This is a genomic window from Alcanivorax sp. P2S70 (assembly GCF_000475295.1).
GTDB classification, from domain to species: domain Bacteria; phylum Pseudomonadota; class Gammaproteobacteria; order Pseudomonadales; family Alcanivoracaceae; genus Alcanivorax; species Alcanivorax profundi.
Genome location: NZ_AXBZ01000008.1, coordinates 1 through 19,309, shown reverse-complemented (window position 1 = coordinate 19,309; position 19,309 = coordinate 1). Strand labels below are relative to the sequence as shown.

19 protein-coding genes are annotated in these 19,309 nt (G+C 59.6%); 12 read left to right on the top strand and 7 right to left on the bottom strand.

The window, feature by feature from the left end:
• Positions 1-182 precede the first annotated feature (182 nt).
• Positions 183-593, top strand: a complete 411-nt coding sequence (locus Q672_RS20965; protein ID WP_022984385.1) for a hypothetical protein — start codon at positions 183-185, stop codon at positions 591-593.
• 71 nt (positions 594-664) lie between these two features.
• Here Q672_RS20965 and Q672_RS20960 read toward each other — a convergent pair whose 3' ends face one another.
• On the bottom strand, positions 665-2,275 hold the full coding sequence (locus tag Q672_RS20960) for an MFS transporter (protein WP_022984384.1): 1,611 nt from the start codon (positions 2,273-2,275) through the stop codon (positions 665-667).
• Between the two features lie 348 nt (positions 2,276-2,623).
• Entirely contained in the window at positions 2,624-3,136 is a 513-nt protein-coding gene (locus tag Q672_RS20955; RefSeq protein ID WP_022984383.1) for a porin family protein, read from the bottom strand.
• Between the two features lie 110 nt (positions 3,137-3,246).
• Here Q672_RS20955 and Q672_RS20950 point away from each other — a divergent pair, with 110 nt between their 5' ends.
• Positions 3,247-3,819 carry an HAD family hydrolase gene (locus Q672_RS20950; protein ID WP_022984382.1) on the top strand — a complete coding sequence of 191 codons (573 nt, stop codon included), beginning with the start codon at positions 3,247-3,249 and terminating at the stop codon, positions 3,817-3,819.
• Between the two features lie 40 nt (positions 3,820-3,859).
• Here the strand turns inward: Q672_RS20950 and Q672_RS20945 are convergent, their stop codons facing one another.
• Both Q672_RS20945 and Q672_RS20940 read right to left on the bottom strand, forming a co-directional pair.
• Positions 3,860-4,459: a GNAT family N-acetyltransferase gene (locus Q672_RS20945; protein ID WP_022984381.1), complete on the bottom strand. Its 600-nt coding sequence runs from the start codon at positions 4,457-4,459 to the stop codon at positions 3,860-3,862.
• A 117-nt stretch (positions 4,460-4,576) separates the two neighbouring features.
• On the bottom strand, positions 4,577-5,611 hold the full coding sequence (locus Q672_RS20940) for a GGDEF domain-containing protein (protein WP_022984380.1): 1,035 nt from the start codon (positions 5,609-5,611) through the stop codon (positions 4,577-4,579).
• Between the two features lie 389 nt (positions 5,612-6,000).
• On the opposite strand from Q672_RS20940, the gene Q672_RS20935 reads away from it, so the two are divergent.
• Genes Q672_RS20935 through Q672_RS20910 form a run of 6 tightly spaced genes read left to right on the top strand, consistent with a single transcriptional unit; the run spans position 6,001 to position 12,578 of the window.
• The gene (locus Q672_RS20935; RefSeq protein ID WP_022984379.1) at positions 6,001-6,879 is read left to right on the top strand and encodes a branched-chain amino acid ABC transporter permease; all 879 of its coding nucleotides are present in this window, start codon (positions 6,001-6,003) and stop codon (positions 6,877-6,879) included.
• A 4-nt stretch (positions 6,880-6,883) separates the two neighbouring features.
• Entirely contained in the window at positions 6,884-7,981 is a 1,098-nt protein-coding gene (locus Q672_RS20930; RefSeq protein WP_022984378.1) for a branched-chain amino acid ABC transporter permease, read from the top strand.
• Positions 7,978-8,748 carry an ABC transporter ATP-binding protein gene (locus tag Q672_RS20925; protein ID WP_022984377.1) on the top strand — a complete coding sequence of 257 codons (771 nt, stop codon included), beginning with the start codon at positions 7,978-7,980 and terminating at the stop codon, positions 8,746-8,748. The genes Q672_RS20930 and Q672_RS20925 overlap by 4 nt, the downstream gene beginning before the upstream one ends.
• Entirely contained in the window at positions 8,745-9,548 is an 804-nt protein-coding gene (locus Q672_RS20920; protein ID WP_022984376.1) for an ABC transporter ATP-binding protein, read from the top strand. Before Q672_RS20925 ends, Q672_RS20920 begins: the two co-directional genes overlap by 4 nt.
• A 2-nt stretch (positions 9,549-9,550) precedes the next feature.
• On the top strand, positions 9,551-11,365 hold the full coding sequence (locus Q672_RS20915) for an AMP-dependent synthetase/ligase (RefSeq protein WP_022984375.1): 1,815 nt from the start codon (positions 9,551-9,553) through the stop codon (positions 11,363-11,365).
• Positions 11,366-11,387: 22 nt separating this feature from the next.
• Complete coding sequence (locus tag Q672_RS20910; RefSeq protein ID WP_022984374.1) at positions 11,388-12,578, top strand: ABC transporter substrate-binding protein; 1,191 nt, start codon at positions 11,388-11,390, stop codon at positions 12,576-12,578.
• 83 nt (positions 12,579-12,661) lie between these two features.
• Here the strand turns inward: Q672_RS20910 and Q672_RS20905 are convergent, their stop codons facing one another.
• Entirely contained in the window at positions 12,662-13,858 is a 1,197-nt protein-coding gene (locus Q672_RS20905; protein WP_022984373.1) for a fatty acid desaturase family protein, read from the bottom strand.
• 10 nt (positions 13,859-13,868) lie between these two features.
• Positions 13,869-14,987 (bottom strand): ferredoxin reductase, encoded by a 1,119-nt coding sequence (locus Q672_RS20900; protein ID WP_022984372.1) that lies wholly within the window; start codon positions 14,985-14,987, stop codon positions 13,869-13,871.
• Positions 14,988-15,352: 365 nt separating this feature from the next.
• Between Q672_RS20900 and Q672_RS20895 the strand changes: the two genes are divergently transcribed.
• The 3 genes from Q672_RS20895 (at position 15,353) to Q672_RS20885 (ending at position 17,424) form a co-directional block, all read left to right on the top strand.
• Positions 15,353-16,405 (top strand): NAD-dependent epimerase/dehydratase family protein, encoded by a 1,053-nt coding sequence (locus Q672_RS20895; protein ID WP_022984371.1) that lies wholly within the window; start codon positions 15,353-15,355, stop codon positions 16,403-16,405.
• Positions 16,406-16,491: 86 nt separating this feature from the next.
• Complete coding sequence (locus Q672_RS20890) at positions 16,492-16,959, top strand: hypothetical protein (protein WP_147393913.1); 468 nt, start codon at positions 16,492-16,494, stop codon at positions 16,957-16,959.
• 51 nt (positions 16,960-17,010) lie between these two features.
• On the top strand, positions 17,011-17,424 hold the full coding sequence (locus tag Q672_RS20885; protein ID WP_022984369.1) for a hypothetical protein: 414 nt from the start codon (positions 17,011-17,013) through the stop codon (positions 17,422-17,424).
• 111 nt (positions 17,425-17,535) lie between these two features.
• Here Q672_RS20885 and Q672_RS20880 read toward each other — a convergent pair whose 3' ends face one another.
• On the bottom strand, positions 17,536-17,955 hold the full coding sequence (locus Q672_RS20880) for a CBS domain-containing protein (protein WP_022984368.1): 420 nt from the start codon (positions 17,953-17,955) through the stop codon (positions 17,536-17,538).
• 394 nt (positions 17,956-18,349) lie between these two features.
• On the opposite strand from Q672_RS20880, the gene Q672_RS20875 reads away from it, so the two are divergent.
• Positions 18,350-19,282, top strand: coding sequence for an oxygenase MpaB family protein (locus tag Q672_RS20875; protein WP_022984367.1), 933 nt, complete (start codon positions 18,350-18,352; stop codon positions 19,280-19,282).
• Positions 19,283-19,309: the final 27 nt, after the last annotated feature.

Genomic DNA, 19,309 nt, shown 5'->3' with positions numbered 1-19,309 from the left:
AAAGGCGCGGCTTGGAGCGCCCATCTGTTGCGCCTTGCCTCTAGGAAAGGGAACCACCCTTACCGTCGAGACAAGACACAACAGCTGCACGCTTCATGCCACGCTGAGCATGCAAGGCGTTATTCAGAGGCTCCCTAGGCCAATCATGGTATTAAGATGCATGGGAAAGCACGGAATCGCACATGGATAAAATGATGAAGTGGCGCTTGTGGATTTCCGCCATTGTGCTGTTGGTGGTACTGGCTGTGGCGTTTCATACCCTGGTTTGGCAGCGCCACCAGATCCCCGTGAGTGGAGTGCGCGTCACCACAGAAACCGGGGCAGAGGGGCAAGACTGGCTGATCTCCCTGTATGACCAGGGCCAGCAGCACTGGCAGGCCAATGAGGAGGGTTATCGGTTGGTGATCGAACGCCTGGGGCAAGACGCGTTTGACCTGGATATCAGCTATCAAAATGGCGAAAGCCAGCGCCGTATTCGTCAGCGGGTACGACTCAACCCCGGTCTCACCCTGGTGGCAGCCTTTGGCCCGGACCAGCACAGCCATACGCCGCACAGGGTGCTCATCGATCGGCAAATCAGTGACAGCCCCTAGCCTGTTTGCCCGGTGTCGTCACAGGCGGCGCCTTCACTGAAGGACGCCGCCATCGCTAATCATCGCATCACCTATCCGTGTGCTTCGGGGGCGGTTACCGCGCCAGGGATGGCGCCGTGCTGAGGCGCTGTTGACTCGGCAGCCCGTTCCCGGTGGCCTTCATCATCCGCAGGCGGTGCGCTGTTTCGCAACAGGATCGCCACCAATGCCGCAGTCCCGGCAAGAATCACCGCGCCAATAGCCGCATTGGTATGCAATGCCAGGTTGAAGGCCGTTTTGGCCGCGCTCATAAGTGCCTGCCCGGTCTCACCCGGTAGCTGGGCGGCGGCCCCCAGGGCTCCGCCAAGCGTATCCATGGCCGCCAGTGACAGGGTATCGGGCAGGTCTGCAGGCATGGAAACGCGCATATGTGTGCGGTACACCGCCGCACCGATACTGCCAATCACCGCGATTCCCAGAGCCATGCCAAGTTCCGTGGCGGTTTCCGAGGTTGCCGATGCCGCGCCGGCCTTACGCGGCGGCGCGGCACTTACCACCATGTCGGTGCCGAGAATCATCATGGGCATCACCCCGATGCCCATGATCGTCATGCCGGCAATCAAAAGCGGGATATCTGACGGATCCTCAACCGGCAGCAGCAGGACTAGCCCGAAGGCGGCCATCAGCAAGCCGAGACTGACCAGCTTTTGCCGTGAGATGCGCCCCACCAGGCGGGGGATCAGCAAGGACGCCACTGTCTGCACCACCGCCGGTGGCAGCATGACCAGGCCGGACTGCAACGGCGACAGATCCAGTACCCCTTGCAGATACTGAAACACCATCAGCCAGGCACCCGAGAGTGCCAGGATGGTCAGCATCATGGCGCCGACCGAGGTGCTGAACATCCGGTTGGCGAACAGGGTTATATCCAGCATGGGTTCTGCCAGCCGTCGTTGGCGGCGGGTAAAGGCCACGCCAATAATCAGGCCGAGTACAATGGCGAGCAGCGGGAGCACAGTGATGCCATTGCGAGCCATGTCCTTGAGGCCGTAGATCACGGCCAATACCATCGCCACGGACAGCAGGGCACTGGTCCAGTCCTGCCGTCCAGCCTCATCATCACGAAACTCTGGCAACAGCACGGGGCCGCAAATCAGCAGTAACAGCATCACGGGCACCCCGAGCAGGAATACCGAGCCCCACCAGAAATATTCCAGCAGGGCGCCGCCCACCAGAGGGCCGATGGCACTGCCGACTATGAAGCCGGTCATCCACACGGTAATCGCCAGCGTCCGCTCCTGCTCCACCTGAAACATATTACGCAGTAGCGACAGGGTTGATGGCATCAGCGTGGCGCCCGCAATGCCGAGCACCGCACGGCTGGCAATCAGCATTTCGGCCGTGCTGGCAAAGGCGGCCAGTGCGGAAGCCGCCCCAAATGCGGTGGCCCCGGCCAACAGCAGCTTGCGGCGGCCAATGCGGTCACCCAGGGTGCCCATGGTCACCAGAAAGCCGGCAATCATGAAACCGTAGATATCCAGTATCCACAGCAATTCCGCGCTGGTGGGCTGAAGGTCGGCACTCAGGTGCGGGGCGGCCAGATGCAAAACCGTCATGTCCAGTGCCAGCAACACGGTGGGTAACATCAGCACAGCCAGTCCCAGCCATTCACGGCGGGTGGCGGGTTTTTCAACGGGGGTCATGGTCTCTCCAGGTCCTGCAAACGCAAAAGGTCATAGCGACCCTAAATCCTCAACCAGACTTGAGGTCAATAGTGCATTGTCTCAGTCAGCCGGTTAACAGACCGGCGTCGTGTTCAATTCGTTCAAGATTCTCTATTCATCATGATGCTGTCATGACCGGAAGGGGGGAGGGCTGGAAGGGACGTCGCCCGGCATGCTCGACTGACCTGCGTTACATCGACAGGTAAGTGTCAGGCTGTGTGGCGGTTTGGCAGGTTGGCGCGGCGCTTGCGGTACTGCAAGCCTGAGTTCCCCCTCTTCACCATCAGGCGAAGAGAGGGCGGCCGAAGGAACGGCCGGGCATGGGGGCTAGAACTGGAAGCGCAGTCCGGCACCGAACATGTCCACGTTCAGCTCGTTATCAAAACGCATGTATTCCGCATACACGTACAGTTTATCCATCAGATCGACCGTCGCACCGAGCCCGCCGAATGCATCGGTGGAAGAATCATCATCGTCGCCCAGTGGGTGCTTGATATCGAAGTCCGTATTGGCGATTCCGCCCTTCCCATAGAGCCCGACAGGGCCAAGTTCGAAGCTCAGCAAGCCAGCAAACGTCAGGGCACCACCTTCGACTTCGGTGTTGAATTCCCCTTCGATTTCACCGAAATCGTAGTAGCCGACTTCTACGCCGACCAACTCGATAGGACGCCACCCAAGGAACAGCCCTCCCGTGGTATTGTCGTCGTCGAATTTGACGTTTTCGACTTCTTCATCAACGGCGGTGTTATATAGGCCTGCACCGATGTACACGCCAGCGGTAGATAATGGCGCCAGTGAGCACAGCGCGACACCTGCAATAAGTTGTTGTAGACGTTTCATTGTTATCTCTCCCTGATGGTTGGTCGTCGTCAGTATTACCCAGTTTGTGACAATTGTGTATGGGCGGCGTCACACAGCCAAGCCTGCCCATAAATGAAGGAATGACCGAAATGCAGACCGCCAACACGGATTACGCTGGCATCATTTTCGATATGGATGGGACCCTGGTGGACTCCCGTCTGGATTTCACGTTGATTCGCGATGAGCTGGACTGCCCGGAAGGAATCGGCGTGCTGGAATTTATCGATACCTTGCCGCGGGATCGGCAGCCCGCGGCCCACAAAGTGGTGCTGCGTCACGAACGCAATGGGGCCATGAAGGCCCGCTGGATGCCTGGGGCCAAAGCCTGCCTGGAGCGGCTCGCCGCCAACGGAATTCCCACCGCCATTCTGACCCGTAACGCCCGGGAAATTACCGCGCTGACCATCGAACGGCTGGGTATCCCGGTCAGCCACTGGCTGGCCCGGGAAGACGCGCCACCCAAGCCCGCGCCAGAGGGTTTGCTATCTATCGCCGCAGACTGGCAGCTGGACCCGGCTTCGGTGGCCTACGTTGGGGACTTCGAGTATGACCTGCTGGCGGCCAGAAACGCTGGCATGGTGGGCGTGTATTACGATGGCGATGGTCGCAATCTGCATAGCCATCTTGCCGATCGGACTATTCGTCATTTCGACGAATTATGAATTGCCAGGAAGTGGCTGTCGGTAAATCCGTGATTCGCCTTTAGCCGGGCAGGCGCAACATCGCCCAATGCATCACTGAGCCGCCGGGCAAAAAACCGTGGTGAACAATTTCAAAACCGAAACGCCGGTACAGCGACACGTTATCTTCATTGTGCGTGTCCAGGTAAACGGGCAATTGTTGTTCATCCAGCTCGGCCAGTGTCGGGCGAAGCAAGGCACTGCCCAGCCCTTTGCCATGTTTGTCCGGCTCCACTCCAATGGTGGCCAGATAATAGTGCGAATCGGTGATGATGGACTTGTGCATGGCTTGCATGATGTCCAGCGCCTTCAACTGCCGAAGGACCGCGGCAGGCCCCTGATGCAAACTGCCACGCACCGCGCCATAGCGCAGCAGATCCAGCAGGCTGTAATGCAGGGCGCCGGAAGGTGACCAGATCGCTGCGCCACTCAACCCGTCATCGGTCACCACAATCTGTCCCTTATTGGCTGCGTGGTTGAGCATGTAGCGAAACGTGAAATGGTTGAGTTTTTCGCGCTTGGTGTCATCAGGAAAAAAATACACAAACAGCGGATCGTCATAAAACGCACGACTCAGCATGGCAGCCAGTGCGTCGGTGTCCGGATGTTTTGCAATCGCCATGGTGTTGTTCTTCTTTCATGGGGTCAGGAGAAAGCGTCTTTAACCATGGTAGGCGGGTTTGTGCGGGGGCGCGACAGGAGATCGGGGATGTATACCCCTGAAGCCCCCTTGCCGGGATCAGAGTGCCAAGGCGATCCGGTTACGGCCGGCGGATTTGGCGCCATACAGTTTCTGGTCTGCGCAGCGCGTCAGGGCGTTCAACTCCATGCCTTCCTTTTCCCCAAAGCAGGCAATGCCGCCGCTCAGGGTCAGGGTAATGGCGTGATCACCGAAGGTAAGCGGGGTGGCCGCAAGTTGTTGACGAATTTTTTCCGCCACCAGCAAGGCCTGCTCCCCATCTGTGTCGGGCAGCAGCAGGCAGAACTCCTCGCCCCCCAGGCGGGCGGCCAGATCGGTTTTACGCAACAGTTGCTTCAGTAAGCGAGCGACATGCTGCAAAGCCCGGTCACCTGCTTCATGGCCATAGCGGTCATTCACTTTCTTGAAGTAATCCAGATCCAGCAGTACCAGTGACATGGGATGGTTGAGGCGCTGGTGCCGGGCCTGTTCGTATTCGAAGCGGCTTTGCAGATGCGCCCGGTTGGGGAGTTTGGTCAAGGCATCGGAGTGGGCCAGTTTCACCAGCCGACGTTCGCTCTGCTCACGGGTCACTTCATAGAGGTGGGAAAAGGCGGTCAGGCATAACGTGAGCACACCAATGTTGGCCAGAATCACCGGTTGCATGGCCTCCGGGTCATCACCAAAGCGCCAGAAGAACAGCCCGGCGGCAATGGACATATAGATTACCGTCAGGATCAGCCCCTTGATCCTGCCCAGCAGCAAGTGCGACACCATGGGGATCAACAGTACCCAGACAAACACATTCATGGTGGAGCGCGGCGAGGCCAGCGCCACCATCATCACACTGAAAAACGGGATCAGGTAGGCAAAAGCCCACAGTTCCAGCCGTTGGGTACGACGGATATTGAAGTACAGCACCACGGAGTAGGCGGCCATGAACAATTCGGCCGAGGCCACGACCAGATTGCCACGGCCCAGGTTGATCCAGGCGAATAGCAGGCCACTGCTGAAGGTAATCAACAGTAACGCGATCAGCAGTGACTTGCGGTACGGGCGCGCAAGTTCACGCTGCTGGCCAGGATCGTTATACATGGGCCGCCATGATTGGTATTCGGAATGAGCAGCATTGTCGCCTGAAAATTGATCAAAAGCCAAGGGTAGCCCTAACGATTCAGGGTTGGCCTGGCCATTCTTGCCCGCCAGATTTCGGCAGGGGGCGGATTCAGCGTCGGGCCCCTGGTGGGGGTGGAGTGTGGAAAGTCACCGGCATGGTGATGGGACTGCACGGGTGGGCAGAGCGAGTCTTTACGGCGTTAATTGGTGGCGACGCCAGCGGTGGCGAGGGTTTCGTCCATCGGGCGCCTCCGTCCTACCTTGTTACATTTGACATACTGGCGAGAATGTCGGGGTTCAGATAGGCTCGGGTGAATTGAATAAAAAAACACCACAACAGAACAATAATCCCGGGAGAGAGTGGGACCATGGATATTCTCCAGCTGCTGGTCAGCGGGGTCGCGAACGGCTGTATCTACGGGTTGTTGGCGCTGGGCTTTGTGCTGATTTACAAAGCGTCAGAAGCCGTCAACTTTGCCCAGGGCGACCTGATGATGCTGGGTGCTTTCCTCGGCATCACCTTCATTAACGCGAGTTACGCCGACCTGCCATTTCTGATCGGCATTACCCTGGCCGCCTTGTTGCTCGGCTTGTTTGGCTATCTGCTGGACAGGCTGGTGTTACGGGCCATCTTTGGCCAGCCGCAGTTTGCCATGGTGATCCTCACCATCGCCCTGGGCTTCCTGATGCGCTTCGTGGCCGGGGTGATCTGGGGCCATGATCCGTCTTCACTGGAAACCCCGTTTGTCGGCAAGGTCTGGCAGCTGGGCGAGCTGATTATCCCGGTGGTGGATGCGGTCATCATCTGCACCACCGTGGCGTTGACCGCCATCCTGTACTTCTTCTTTGCGCGTACCCGCCTGGGGGTGGCCATGCAGGCCAGCAGCCAGAACCAGATGGCGGCGTACTACATGGGGATTCCTGTCAAACGCATCAATGCCATCGTCTGGGCGCTGTCAGGGGTGGTGGCCGCCATTGCCGGGGTGATGTTTGCGGCCAAGGGCGCGGTGGAACCTTCTGTTGGCCTGCTGTTCGGTATCAAGGCCTTTGCTGCGGCGGTGATCGGGGGGCTGGGGTCGCTGCCTGGCGCCCTGTTGGGCGGCTTGCTGGTGGGCATTGTCGAGCCCTTTGCGGGCCGGTATCTGCCTTCCGGTGCCGGCCAGGTTGCCCCCTATGCGTTGATGTTGCTGGTGCTGATCCTGCGCCCCGGCGGCCTGTTCGCGCAGATCAGCCAGAAGAAGGTGTAAGCCCATGAGCAACCGATTCAAAAGTCGCTACGACGACGATATCAATCTCTTTGAGGGGCGCTGGCACCTGACCCAGTACGCCATCCTGATTGCCTTGTTACTGGGGGCGCCCTGGGTGCTGGGCGATTACTACCTGGGCGAACTGACGGCGGTGTTGGTGTGGTCGCTGGCCGGGCTCGGGCTGATGCTGGTGAGTGGGCATACCGGGCAGGTCAGCCTGGGGCATGCCGCGTTCATGGCCATTGGTGCCTTCACCAACCTGGCCCTGATGCAGCGCGGCTGGCACTTCATTCCTTCGCTGTTGGCCAGTGCGGTTACCGCGGGCCTGGCCGGTGCCATCATCGCCCGGCCGATTCTGCGCATGAGTGGCATTTATCTGGCGATCGCGACCCTGGCGCTGAGCATCATTCTGGAAGATGTGGCGATCATGGCCGAACCGGTCACCGGCGGGGTGGCCGGATTATTTGCGCCGCCGATTCAGCTCTTTGGCCTGGAGGTCGACCGGTATGCCACGCCCAAGGCGTTCTACTACATCTGCCTGACGGTGCTGGTGTTGGTCACACTGGGTTACCTGAACTTGCTACGCAGCGCCTCCGGGCGTTCCTTCCTGGCGGTGCGTGACAGTGAGGTGTCGGCCCGGGCGCTGGGGGTCAACGTGACTCGTGCCAAGACCCTGTCGTTCAGCCTGTCCTGTGCCATCACTGGCCTGGCCGGGGCACTGTATGCCCACCTGGCCCAGGCCGTGAACTACGAAAGTTTCCTGGTGCTGATTTCCATCACGCTGTTGTTGCAGGTGGTGATCGGCGGCCTGGGCTCGGTGCACGGGGCCTTCTTTGGCGCCATTGTGGTGGTGGTCTTGCCGCAGTTGATTGCCATTGCCCGCGACTATCTGGATAACGCGGCGGGCATCAAGATTGCGGCCTATCCCGGCATGGATACCGCGCTGTTTGCGTTGTTGATTTTGTTGATGGTGATCTATGAACCCCGGGGCCTGTATGGCGTCTGGTTCAAGGTGCGCACCTGGTTGCAGCTGTTCCCGCTCTACCGCAAGGGCATGTTCCGCCGTACCCGTACCTACCTGAAAACGGAGCGCCAACGATGAGTCTGCTACAGGTAAAAGATCTGTCTATTGCCTTCGGCGGCGTCAAGGCGGTCGACGGTGTCAGCTTCTCGGTGGAACCCGGTGAAGTGTTCACGCTGGTCGGCCCCAACGGGGCAGGCAAGTCGACCATTTTCAATCTGATCAGCCGTCTCTATGAACCCAGCGCCGGGCAGATCCTGTTCGACGGTGAGGACATCACCCGCCTGCCGGCCCACAAGGTAGCCGGGCTGGGGATTGCCCGCACCTTCCAGAATATCGAGTTGTTCGACCATTCTTCCGTGCTGCAGAACCTGCTGATTGGACGGCATTGCCGCCGCAATACCCGCTGGTTTGAAGAGCTGCTGTTTCTGCCCAAAGTCCGCCGTAGCGAGCGGGAACATCGTCTGCTGGTGGAAGAAGTGATCGACTTTCTCGATCTGGCTGCGTACCGCGACAAGCTGATTGCCGGGTTGCCCTACGGGGTGCGCAAGGTGGTGGAAATCGCCCGTGCTCTGGCCAGCGAGCCGAAACTGATCCTGCTCGACGAACCGGCATCCGGCCTGAGCGTGGAAGAAACCCAGAACATGGCCTGGTGGATCGAAGACATGCAGAAAGATCTGGGCCTCACCGTGTTGATGGTGGAGCACGACATGAGTCTGGTATCGCGGGTGTCCGACCGGGTGCTGGCGGTGGCGGAGGGCCGCCCGCTGGCCATGGGAACCGCGGCCGACGTGCAGGCCGATCCGAAGGTCATCGAAGCCTATCTGGGCACGGAGGCGAGCGCATGAACCACGCAGCAGACACAACCCCGAACCGCGCCGAGCCGTTACTGCAGGTCAAGAACCTGGAAGCCTTTTACGGTCCGGTCATGGCCCTGCGGGGTGTCTCGATTGATGTGCATGAAGGCACGGTGGTGACCATCCTGGGCGCCAACGGGGCGGGCAAGACCACCCTGATGAAAACCATTTCCGGTGCTCTGGCCCCACGCAAGGGCACGGTGACCCTGGGCGGAGAAAACATTCAGGGCAGCGAGCCGGACCGGCTGGTGCACAAGGGCATTGCCCATGTGCCCGAAGGTCGGGAAGTGTTCCCGTTCCTGAGTGTGGAAGAGAACCTGACCATGGGCGCCTACACCCGCCGCGACAAGGCGGGCATCCGCCAGGACATGGCTATGGTGTACGACTACTTTCCCATTCTTCACGAGCGTCGCCAGCAACCTGCCGGCACCCTGTCTGGCGGTCAGCAACAGATGCTGGCCATCGGTCGCGGCCTTATGTCCCGGCCTTCGGTCATGCTGCTGGATGAACCGTCGCTGGGGTTGTCGCCCTTATTGGTGCAGGAAATCTTCACCATTATTCGTCGCCTTAACAAAGAGCAGGGGGTAACCCTGTTGCTGGTCGAACAGAACGCCCAGGTGGCACTGAACACCGCCGACCATGGTTACGTGCTGGAAACCGGCCGCATCGTGATGGACGGCAGTGCGAAAGATTTACTCGCCAGCGATGACATTCGCGAATTTTATCTGGGCCAGTCGGCGGGGGATGACCGACCGGAAAAACGCTGGAAACGAAAGAAGACCTGGCGCTGATCATGACTGACAATAACAACACCTCACCCACTCAGCTCCACGGTTGCGACACCGTGGTCAAACTCTGGCGTCAGCAATGCCTGGAGCGGGGCGATACCATCGCCCATCGCGAAAAGGAACTGGGCATCTGGCAAAGTCACAGCTGGCTCGATTACTACCAGAAAGCCCGTGCCATTGGTGTGGCGCTGTTGTCCCTTGGGCTGGAGCGCGGACAGCCGGTTTCCATCCTCAGCGAAGACAACAAGGAATGGCTGTACTGCGACCTCGGCATTGCCGGGGCAGGGGGCATCAGTAACGGGGTCTATACCACCGACAGCGCAGAACAGCTGGCGTACCTGATTAACGACAGTGGCTCGGCCTTCCTGTTCGTGGAAAACGACGAGCAACTGGACAAGTACCTGACGGTGCGTGATCAGGTCCCTACGCTGAAAAAGGTTATCGTCTATGACCGCAAGGGGCTGCGCGATTTCAGCGATCCCATGGTCATGTTTCTGGATGAGTTGTACGCCCTGGGCGAACAGATTCCCGATGCGGAAGAACAGTTCAGCGCCAGCATTGCCCAGAGCCAGCCCGACGATATTCGCATGCTGATCTACACCTCCGGCACCACGGGCGCCCCCAAGGGCGCCATGATCAGTCACCGCAATGTTCTGTTCCAGTTGGCCGCCGGGGAACAGGTGCTGGATGCCCACGAGGACGATGATCAGCTGTGCTTTCTGCCGTTGTGTCACATTCTCGAACGGCTGGTTTCCGTGGAGTTGCCCATCTACAAAGGTTGCACCGTTAACTTTGCGGAAAGCCCGGAAACCGTGTTCGAAAACCTGCGCGAAGTCTCACCCAATACGTTCGCTGCGGTACCGCGTCTGTGGGAAAAAATTTACAGCTCACTGATGACCCTGCGTGACGAAGCGACGCCGTTCGGGCGTTGGTGTTTCGACCGCGCCCTTGCTGCCGGCGAGGCCTGGCATTGCGACGGCAAGCGTTCACCGCTATCGGCGCTGCACTATCAATTCTGGAACCTGTTGGTGCTGCGCAACGTACGCGACATGATCGGCATGAATCGCCTGCGTCGTGGTACCACTGGCGCGGCCCCCATCGCGCCGGACCAGATTCGCTGGTTTCAGTCTCTCGGGGTACCCCTGTTCGAAGGGTACGGCATGACAGAAACCACCGGTGTAGCGTCGCTCAACAGCAAAACCCGTGAGCAGGTTGGCACCGTGGGTGAGCCTTTGCCCGGGACGCAAGTACGCATTGCCGACAATGGCGAAGTGCTGGTGCGGGGTGGGCATGTCTTTGCCGGGTATTGGCGCAAGCCGGAAAAAACCGCCGAAGATATTCGCGATGGCTGGTTGCACACCGGCGATGTGGGGCGCATGGAAGGCGGTATGCTGACCATCACCGGTCGCCTCAAGGACATCATCATCACCGCCGGGGGCAAGAACATCACGCCTTCGGAAATCGAAAGCAAGATGAAGTTTTCACCCTATATTTCCGATGCGGTGGTGATTGGGGACAAGCGGAAATACCTGACCTGCCTGATCATGATCGATCAGGAAAACGTAGAGAAGTACGCCCAGGATCGCCAGGTGCCATTTTCCAATTTCGCTTCCCTGTGCCGGGCCAAGGAAGTCCTGGACCTGGTTGATGGCATTGTCCAGGACGTGAACAAACAATTCGCCCAGGTGGAACAGATCAAGTATTTCCGCCTGATCGATGTGCTACTCACCGCCGAGGATGAGGAGCTGACTGCCACCATGAAGCTAAAGCGTTCGTTCGTAGAGAAAAAACACAAGCACCTGATTGATTCCATGTATTGATGGTACGAGAGGAGAGTGCATCATGAAGAAGCTTTGTCTGACGGCCCTGGCCGCCATGGCCCTTGTGGCTTGCAGTGATAACAAGGAAGAAGAAAGCGCCGCGGCCGATGCGGTACGCGGTGTGACGGACACCGAAATCCGGCTGGGCGGCATGCATGACTTGTCCGGTGTGTTCGCAGCGTTCTCATCCCCGGCCGTGCAGGTCGCCAATGACATGTTCGCCGAAGTGAATGCCCAGGGCGGTATCCACGGCCGCAAGATTCGGTACATCGTGGAAGACCATGCCTACCAGGTGCCCAAGGCAACCCAGGCCATCAACAAACTGGTCAGTCGTGATGAAGTGTTCGCCATGGTCATGAGCCTAGGCACGCCCCATAACCTGGCCGCGTTCCCGATCATGGACCGCAACAACGTCCCCAGCATTCTGCCGCTGGCGTTGTCCAAGCCCATGGAAGAACAGGGTGACTTCCGTTACCGCTATGTGTTCGGCCCCAGCTATTACGATGGCGTGCTCAAGGGCGTCAACAAACTGGTCGAGCAGGACGGCATCGAAAACCTCTGTGTCATGTATATCCCGTCTGACTTTGGTGAAGAGGTGAATCAGGCCGCCACCGATGCGGCCGCCAGTAACGCTGCCCTGACGCTGGTGGAAAGCTCTTCGCACCGTCCTGATGAAAGCGATTTCACCGGCACCCTGGCACGCCTGCGTGATGCCGGCTGTGAGCTGGTAGCCGTCGCACTGCCGGTACGCCCGATCATCACTGTGGTGGCCACGGCCAAGCAGATGGGCTGGGATGACGTGAAATTTATCGTCTCCCAGGCGGGCTTCCATTCTGCCGTGGCCGCTGCGCCGGGCGGGGTGACCGAAGGCCTGTATGGGGTGGCCTCTTGGGAAGACATTGTCAGCCGCATGCAGCACGTGCCGGAAACCCAGGCATGGGCTGATGAGTACAAGGAAAAGTATGGCGAAACACCCAGCGGTGGCGCGGTCCTGGGGCGGGTTGGCGCCATGGTCACGATCAACGCGCTGCGCAACGCAGGCCCGGATCTAACCACCGAATCGTTCCTCGATGCCATGGAGTCGTTGAAGTTCACCGACGTGGTGACCGGCGTGGACACCCAGATGAGTACCACCAACCACCGTGCCGGAGACGGCATTGTCCTGTCCCGGGTGAAAGACGGAATCTGGCGCCCCGTAGCCGAAATGGAATAACCGAAAAAGGCCCCGCAAGGGGCCTTTTCGTTATTGCCGCCTCCCAGCGTTTGTTAACGGTGAGGGGCGTCGTCGCGCTTCTTTCAGGATGCCTTTACCTGCTGTTGAGGCGGGTAGGGATCTCCACCGCCGGGAAACGCCAGGCGAATATTTTTCAGCCAGGTGGTACCAAACTGCCGGAACAGTGAGGCGCTGTTATAAGGCAGGCCATACCGGTCGGCCAGTGCCCGCACCCGGGGCGAGACTTCCTTGTAGCGATTGCTGCACATGTCCGGAAACAGATGATGCTCGATCTGGTGCGACAGGTTGCCGGAAAGAATGTGGAACAACCGGCCCCCTTCGATATTGCACGAGCCCAACAGCTGACGCAGGTACCAGCGCCCGCGGGTTTCTCCTTCCACCTGTTCCAGCGTGAAGTTATGCGCGCCGGCGGGAAAGTGCCCACAGAAAATGATCACGAAGGCCCAGATATTGCGAATCAGGTTGGCCACGGCATTGGCCCCCGCCACAATGCCGAACACCGCCAGCGGTGAAAACGGCACATAAAACGAAATCGGAATGGCCACCAGCGCGGCCGCCAGCGGCCAGGCAATATAGTCTTTCGCCACCTGACGCCAGATCTTGTAGCCGATCCGCTTCAGCAGGGGTTTGAAATCCGAGAAGGTGTTTTTGCCTTTCAGGTGATCATCAATGGCCTGTTCGTGCAGCGCCACCCCTTCTTCAAACAGCAACATCAACAGAATGAAGTACACCGGTTGCAGCAGGTAGGCGGGTTTCCACGGTTGCATGGGGGTGACCCGCATGATGCCGTAGCCCACATCCAGATCCTTCTCCAGCACATTGGTCCAGGTGTGGTGCACCACATTGTGCGAATGCATCCAGCGGTCCGACGGGCTCATGGTGTCCCACTCCCAGGTGTTGGACTGGATCTCCGGGTCTTTCATCCAGTCCCATTGGGCGTGCAGCACGTTATGGGCGATCTCCATGTTTTCCAGAATCTTGGCAATGCCGAGCATGAAGGTACCCAGCCCAAGCAGGGACAGCATGATCGGCCAGAGCGCCAGCGCATGCCCCCAGGCCGGCAGGAAAAACAGCGAGGCATAAATCACGAAACGGGCGCTCACTGCCAGGGTGCGCTGGGTCTTGATGACCTTGAGAATATAGGCCCGGTCCCGTTCGCCGCGGTCATCGAATACCTCATCGCGAATGGCATCCAGCTCGCGGCCAAATTCCTCGATTTGTTCGTCGGTCAGGTCGACCGGGTATTGGTGGGTTCGCATTATTCTTCCCTCACAAATCCAGTTCGCAATCGCCTGCAGCGGCACAGATACAGGTCTGCACAATGCTGCCCGCTTCGTTCAATACCTCGCCGGTACGCAGATCGCGCACACAGCCAGACACCAGCGTGGTGTTACAGGTATGGCAGATGCCCATGCGGCAACCGTGGGGCGGATTCATGCCCGCCTCCTCGGCGACTTTCAGTAGCGGGGTGTCGCTGTCGCCCTCGGCATCCACACCGCTTTGGGCAAAGCGCACCTTGCCGCCCACGGCATCGGCGGGAATCTCGGTAAAGGGCGCGCGGAAGCGTTCAATATGCAGGTTGCGGCTGCAACCGGCCTGTTCGAAACACTGCTCCACGGCTTCCAGCAGGGAAGGCGGGCCGCAGGCATAGACATCCCGCTCTTTCCAGTCCGGGCACAGGGCGTCCAGTTGGGCGGCGGAAAAGCGCGCATTGCCGGGATGATTTTCCTCGCGGGTGTACAACAGGTGCAGGTGATAGCGATCGTATTGCGCGGCCATCTCTCGCAGCTGTTTGCCCAGCACCACATCGAATTCATGGGGCGCGTAGTGCAGGTGGCAGGTATCTGGCAGACGTTCCTGGGCAATCAGGCTGTTCACCATGCTGAAGGCCGGGGTGATGCCACTGCCGGCGGTAATGAACAACGGATGAATATGCTGCGCGTCGGGCAGGTAAAAATCCCCCTGGGGCAGCCCGATGGGCAGGTAGTCACCCACCTGGATATTGCGAACGATGTGGTGGGAAATGGTGCCCTTGTCGATGGCCTTTACGGTAATGGTAAAGCAGTCGTCGTAGCGCTCCGGCGCAGAGGAAATCGTATAGGTGCGGGTGTAGTGCTTGCCGTTGGCAGGAATCCCCACACGTACATGCTGGCCGGCCCGGTGGCCACGCCAGTTGAGGCCGGGGCGCAAGGTCAGGGTGCGGGCATCGCGGGTTTCATCCCATACCTTGACCACGCGGGCCTGCATCTTGTGGGTGGTCCATAACGGATTCACCAGCTCCAGGTAATGGGAGGTACGCAACGGCCAGGCGAAATAATCGGTCAGGGTACTCAGGCGAGACCAGATGGAGGGAGAGCCCCCTGGCACAGGCTGGGTGGGTTGACGCATAACGGTTCCTCTTTCGTTGTCATTATCTGAGGTGTCGCTTGCCCGGTGGGCCGGGCCGGCAGCGGGCTGCCATGTTCCGTTGTAGTCTTGTGTTAATGCGGGCGCATGCCCGTTTTTGAGTATCCTCCCGGTGGTGGCCAGGAATCCAAGGTTTGTACCGAATCTGTACGTAACACCACGGCAGCAATACATAACCTGCCCGATGTGAACAAGTGTTTACAAGACTAAAATGAATCCCTTCTGCCTGTCTACCCCCTGCGGTGTTCAAGGGGGGGGGGCGACGGGCGGGAAATTGGCATGATCTGCTGTCAATAAAGCGGCACAAGCGTGCTAGTGTCTGCGCTCGTGAAATGAAGGAGTCCCTAATGTCTACTGTCATGGTCACCGGCGCGTCCGGGTATATCGCGGGCTGGATCGTTCGCTACTTGCTGGAAGCGGGCCACACGGTTCATGCCACGGTGCGAGACCCCCACAAGGCTGCCAGTGTCGATCACCTGCATGCCATCGCCGATGTCACCCCCGGGACCCTGAAACTGTTCAAGGCGGATCTGCTGGATGCCGACAGTTTTGATGCCCCCATGGCAGGGTGCGATGTGCTCATGCACACCGCGTCTCCGTTTGTGCTCGATGGCTTTACCGATGCCAACGAAGCGCTGGTGCGCCCGGCAGTAGAAGGCACCCGCAATGTGCTCAACGCCGCCAACCGTTGCGAGACCCTCAAGCGGGTGGTGCTGACCAGCAGCGTGGCGTCAGTGTATGGCGACGCCACCGACATGAAGGGCAAGAGCGCCTTCACCGAAGCCGACTGGAACACCACCAGCACCGTGGATCACAACCCGTACCAGTACTCCAAGGTGGCCGCCGAGCGGGAAGCCTGGAAAATCCACGATGCCCAGACCGGTGAGCCAGGCAGCCGCTGGGATCTGGTGACCATCAACCCGGGTATGGTGTATGGGCCGTCCCTGACCAATGCCAGCCATTCTGCCAGTATCGGTACCCTGCTCGACATGGGACGCGGCAAGCTGCGCAGCGGGGTGCCGGATCTGGTGTACGGCATGGTGGATGTGCGCGAAGTGGCGCAGGCGCATTTGCTGGGTGCCTTCACCACCGAGGCCGAAGGCCGCTACATTCTGGTCAGCGAATCGGTCTCCATGCTGGATATCGCTGCCAGCCTGCGTCGCCAGTTCGGCAAGCAGTACCCATTCCCGATGATGAAAGTCCCCAAGCCGGTGGTATGGGCCGTGGGGCCGTTCATGGGCCCGGTGACCCGCAAGTTCATCAGCCGCAATGTGGGCTACCCGCTGCGCTTTGATAACCGCCGCAGCCAGACCCTGGGCGTAACCTATCGCCCGGTAGATGACACCCTTCGGGACCACTTCGAACAGGTGCTGGAAGACGGCCTGGTTCGCCGCCGCTAATACGGCCAGCGCATCCCCCAACAGGGGGATGCCGCACTGGCTGGCTCATGACAAGCTGGGTACCTCGCGAACCAATGAGAAAGACCATGCGGAAACGATGGATCACCTGGATGCTGGGCGGCCTGCCGGTGCTGGCGCTCGCCTGTGGGGGTTGGCCCCAGGACGTTAACCTGCTGTACGCCACCGCCTTTCGTGTAAGCGCAGTACAAAACTGTGCCACACAGGCCCCGGCGATCCGCTCAGAATGCCTGCAAGGGGTCATGACCGAACCGCTGATCTCACGCCCCGGCACCGCAGCGCAGCTTGAGCTGATTCGCTACAGCAGCCTGCGCGACCTGGCCCCTTGCTCCGGGCAGGAGCTGCAACAGATCCGACAGGCCGGTGGCCAGCGGGCCGCCTTGTGGGCCTGCATGGGGCTGCTGCATTATCCCGGCGAGCGGCCCGCGCAAGGCGTGGCCGTGGCCGTGGATCCGCAGGAAACTGACAGCCTCGTGAGCGACGGGGCTGCCGGGCTCAAGATCACCCAGATCGTCACATTGCCGTTATCGAAATAGCGCCATTCCCGGTAGACTCGGGGCGGCAATGATCCGTCCACAGGAGTCCCCATGGCCCATTCCCGGCAACAGTGGCTACAAGCCTTCACCGGTGGTTTTCTCGCCACGCTGATCTTTCATCAGGGCGTCTTGGCCCTGTTCTGGTTGGGGGGCATGATTCCGGCCTTCCCCTGGAATATGAACCCAGTACCGCCCCTTGGTGTTCCGCAGGTCATCTCCCTGGCGTTTTGGGGTGGGGTATGGGGGCTACCTGTGTGGTGGTTGATCCGCCGCTGGCAGGGCATTCGCTATTGGCTTGGGGCCGTCGTCATCGGTGCCATTGGCCCCACCGCCGTGGCCATGCTGGTGGTGTTTCCCATGAAAGGCCTGGACGTGAACGCCAGCAAAGTGATCGGCGGCCTCATCGTTAACGGGGCCTGGGGGCTGGGGTTGGCCGTGTGGATGCAACTCACCCGCTCGCGCTAAACACACTGGCGATCAGGTGTGTTGGCAGGGCGTTATCACCGCCCCCCAATAATCAATGATCCATTGTGGTGCGCTTTTCGGGTGCAAAATTGCACCTATTGTGCGCACAGTCTAGCCCGCCTTTTTGCTTAGCTCTGCCAGTTTCTGATCCAGCATGTTCAGAATATGGCGGCGGCTGATCACTCCCAGCACCTTGTTGCTGGCATCCACCACCGGGTAGATCTTCGGCTTGGCATTCAGCATCTGCTGGGCCAGGGTCAGCACGTCGTCACTAACAGATACCGTGAGAACGTCGGTCTGCATCAGGTCCTTTACTGTGGCGACCCGCTGGTTGTGATACACCACCTGCAGTGCGGCCTGCAGGCATTCGCGCTCACTGATCCAGCCCAGCAATGTTCCAGCCTCGTCGGTGACCGGGCTGCCCAGCATATCGTGCTTGATCAGGTTGCCCGAGGCCTCTACCACCGGCATCTCCGGGCGGATAGTGGCGTAACGGGTACACATCAGGTCTTTAATTGATACCGAATCCATAAGGCACCTCTTTGTCTGTCGGGTGTTGAGCCAGGCTGCCGGCAAGGCAGCAGATACCCTTGTTAGTGCGGGAACCGTGCCAACTTTGCGGGCGCCTGTCGGTGCCGGTGATGTCCTCTTTGGGTGGCGTCGCAAGAGGAGCAGGGCGTGGGACTAAACAAGCCCCCTCCAATCGGGGACACCCACCTATTTCACGTCAGACGGATTTAGCGCTTTAAGCGGTGTGCAGATCTATGCGTGGCGCCTTCCCGTAACAGGAATGCATTATTCGTTTAGTTACGGGCTTGCCTTGTTGAATCGGCCAACGTGGGCACACAGAATGAATCTTGTCTCAGCCGGGCTGGCCCCGGCGATTTGGCAGGCGCGTGAAGCGTGCCCAGACAGGAGAATGGCCATGACTGACGCCGCGAAGGCAGTGAAGAACAATAATACCCGTGCCAGCCAGCCCCACGAGAAAGACCCGGTTCCATTGTTGCCCGGTTCTTTAATGTGGAAAGACTTCGGTTCCTACCTGTTTCACCTGATGTTGCCCCAGGCATTTATCCTGCAATCCGCCCACCCAGTGATTAATGCTGCGGTGACGGTGGACAAGAAATACCTGAACGACCCCTGGGGCCGCGCCAAAGGATCGACGGAGCTGCTCTGGCCGGTGGTGTATTCTCGCCCGGAAAAGGCTATCGAAATGGGCCGCCGCCTGCGCGAGCTGCATCGCTCGATCAAGGGCACCGACAAGCAGGGCAACAAGTTCTTCGCCCTCGACCCGGAAGCCTACTCCTGGGTGCACGAGACCGGGTTCTACTCCGTGGTGAAGATGTATGAGTGGTTTGGCGAGCCCCTGAGCGCAGAACAACGCGCCGAGCATTTTGCTGAATGGAAGCAAATGGCGGCCATGCTGGGCATTGCCGAGCGCTTTATTCCGCAGACGGAAGAGGCCTACTGGGCGCACTTCAACCAGATTATCGAAACCCGTCTCGATGCACACAACGAGGCGCTGGGCGACATGATGATCCCCGGGCACTACAGCAACTATCCCGTCCCGCCACAGCTCGAAGGCCAGCTGCCGCGCTGGCTTTGGAAGCTGATGATGCTGCCATTCAGCGTCTTCATGTACCGCCTCACCGTGGCCACCCTGCCAGAAAACTACCGCCGCAAGGCCGGGCTGCGCTACAACCGGGCCGACAAGGCGTTCTTCAAGGCATTCTGCTGGGCCGTCCGAAAGGCCTACCCGAAAGTCCCCGAAAAAGACCGCTACATCCCGCTGGCCTGGCGCGCCATCGACGATGCCCGCAAACACCCGGAAGCCTACCGGTACCCCGCCGCCAGCTAACCACTGGCGGTTCGCCCCCCCCCCCCC

Coding starts and splice junctions, on each gene's coding strand:
- Q672_RS20965 (WP_022984385.1), top strand. CDS start 183: ATGGATAAAATGATGAAGTGGCGCTTGTGGATTTCCGCCATTGTGCTG.
- Q672_RS20960 (WP_022984384.1), bottom strand. CDS start 2,275: ATGACCCCCGTTGAAAAACCCGCCACCCGCCGTGAATGGCTGGGACTG.
- Q672_RS20955 (WP_022984383.1), bottom strand. CDS start 3,136: ATGAAACGTCTACAACAACTTATTGCAGGTGTCGCGCTGTGCTCACTG.
- Q672_RS20950 (WP_022984382.1), top strand. CDS start 3,247: ATGCAGACCGCCAACACGGATTACGCTGGCATCATTTTCGATATGGAT.
- Q672_RS20945 (WP_022984381.1), bottom strand. CDS start 4,459: ATGGCGATTGCAAAACATCCGGACACCGACGCACTGGCTGCCATGCTG.
- Q672_RS20940 (WP_022984380.1), bottom strand. CDS start 5,611: ATGTATAACGATCCTGGCCAGCAGCGTGAACTTGCGCGCCCGTACCGC.
- Q672_RS20935 (WP_022984379.1), top strand. CDS start 6,001: ATGGATATTCTCCAGCTGCTGGTCAGCGGGGTCGCGAACGGCTGTATC.
- Q672_RS20930 (WP_022984378.1), top strand. CDS start 6,884: ATGAGCAACCGATTCAAAAGTCGCTACGACGACGATATCAATCTCTTT.
- Q672_RS20925 (WP_022984377.1), top strand. CDS start 7,978: ATGAGTCTGCTACAGGTAAAAGATCTGTCTATTGCCTTCGGCGGCGTC.
- Q672_RS20920 (WP_022984376.1), top strand. CDS start 8,745: ATGAACCACGCAGCAGACACAACCCCGAACCGCGCCGAGCCGTTACTG.
- Q672_RS20915 (WP_022984375.1), top strand. CDS start 9,551: ATGACTGACAATAACAACACCTCACCCACTCAGCTCCACGGTTGCGAC.
- Q672_RS20910 (WP_022984374.1), top strand. CDS start 11,388: ATGAAGAAGCTTTGTCTGACGGCCCTGGCCGCCATGGCCCTTGTGGCT.
- Q672_RS20905 (WP_022984373.1), bottom strand. CDS start 13,858: ATGCGAACCCACCAATACCCGGTCGACCTGACCGACGAACAAATCGAG.
- Q672_RS20900 (WP_022984372.1), bottom strand. CDS start 14,987: ATGCGTCAACCCACCCAGCCTGTGCCAGGGGGCTCTCCCTCCATCTGG.
- Q672_RS20895 (WP_022984371.1), top strand. CDS start 15,353: ATGTCTACTGTCATGGTCACCGGCGCGTCCGGGTATATCGCGGGCTGG.
- Q672_RS20890 (WP_147393913.1), top strand. CDS start 16,492: ATGCGGAAACGATGGATCACCTGGATGCTGGGCGGCCTGCCGGTGCTG.
- Q672_RS20885 (WP_022984369.1), top strand. CDS start 17,011: ATGGCCCATTCCCGGCAACAGTGGCTACAAGCCTTCACCGGTGGTTTT.
- Q672_RS20880 (WP_022984368.1), bottom strand. CDS start 17,955: ATGGATTCGGTATCAATTAAAGACCTGATGTGTACCCGTTACGCCACT.
- Q672_RS20875 (WP_022984367.1), top strand. CDS start 18,350: ATGACTGACGCCGCGAAGGCAGTGAAGAACAATAATACCCGTGCCAGC.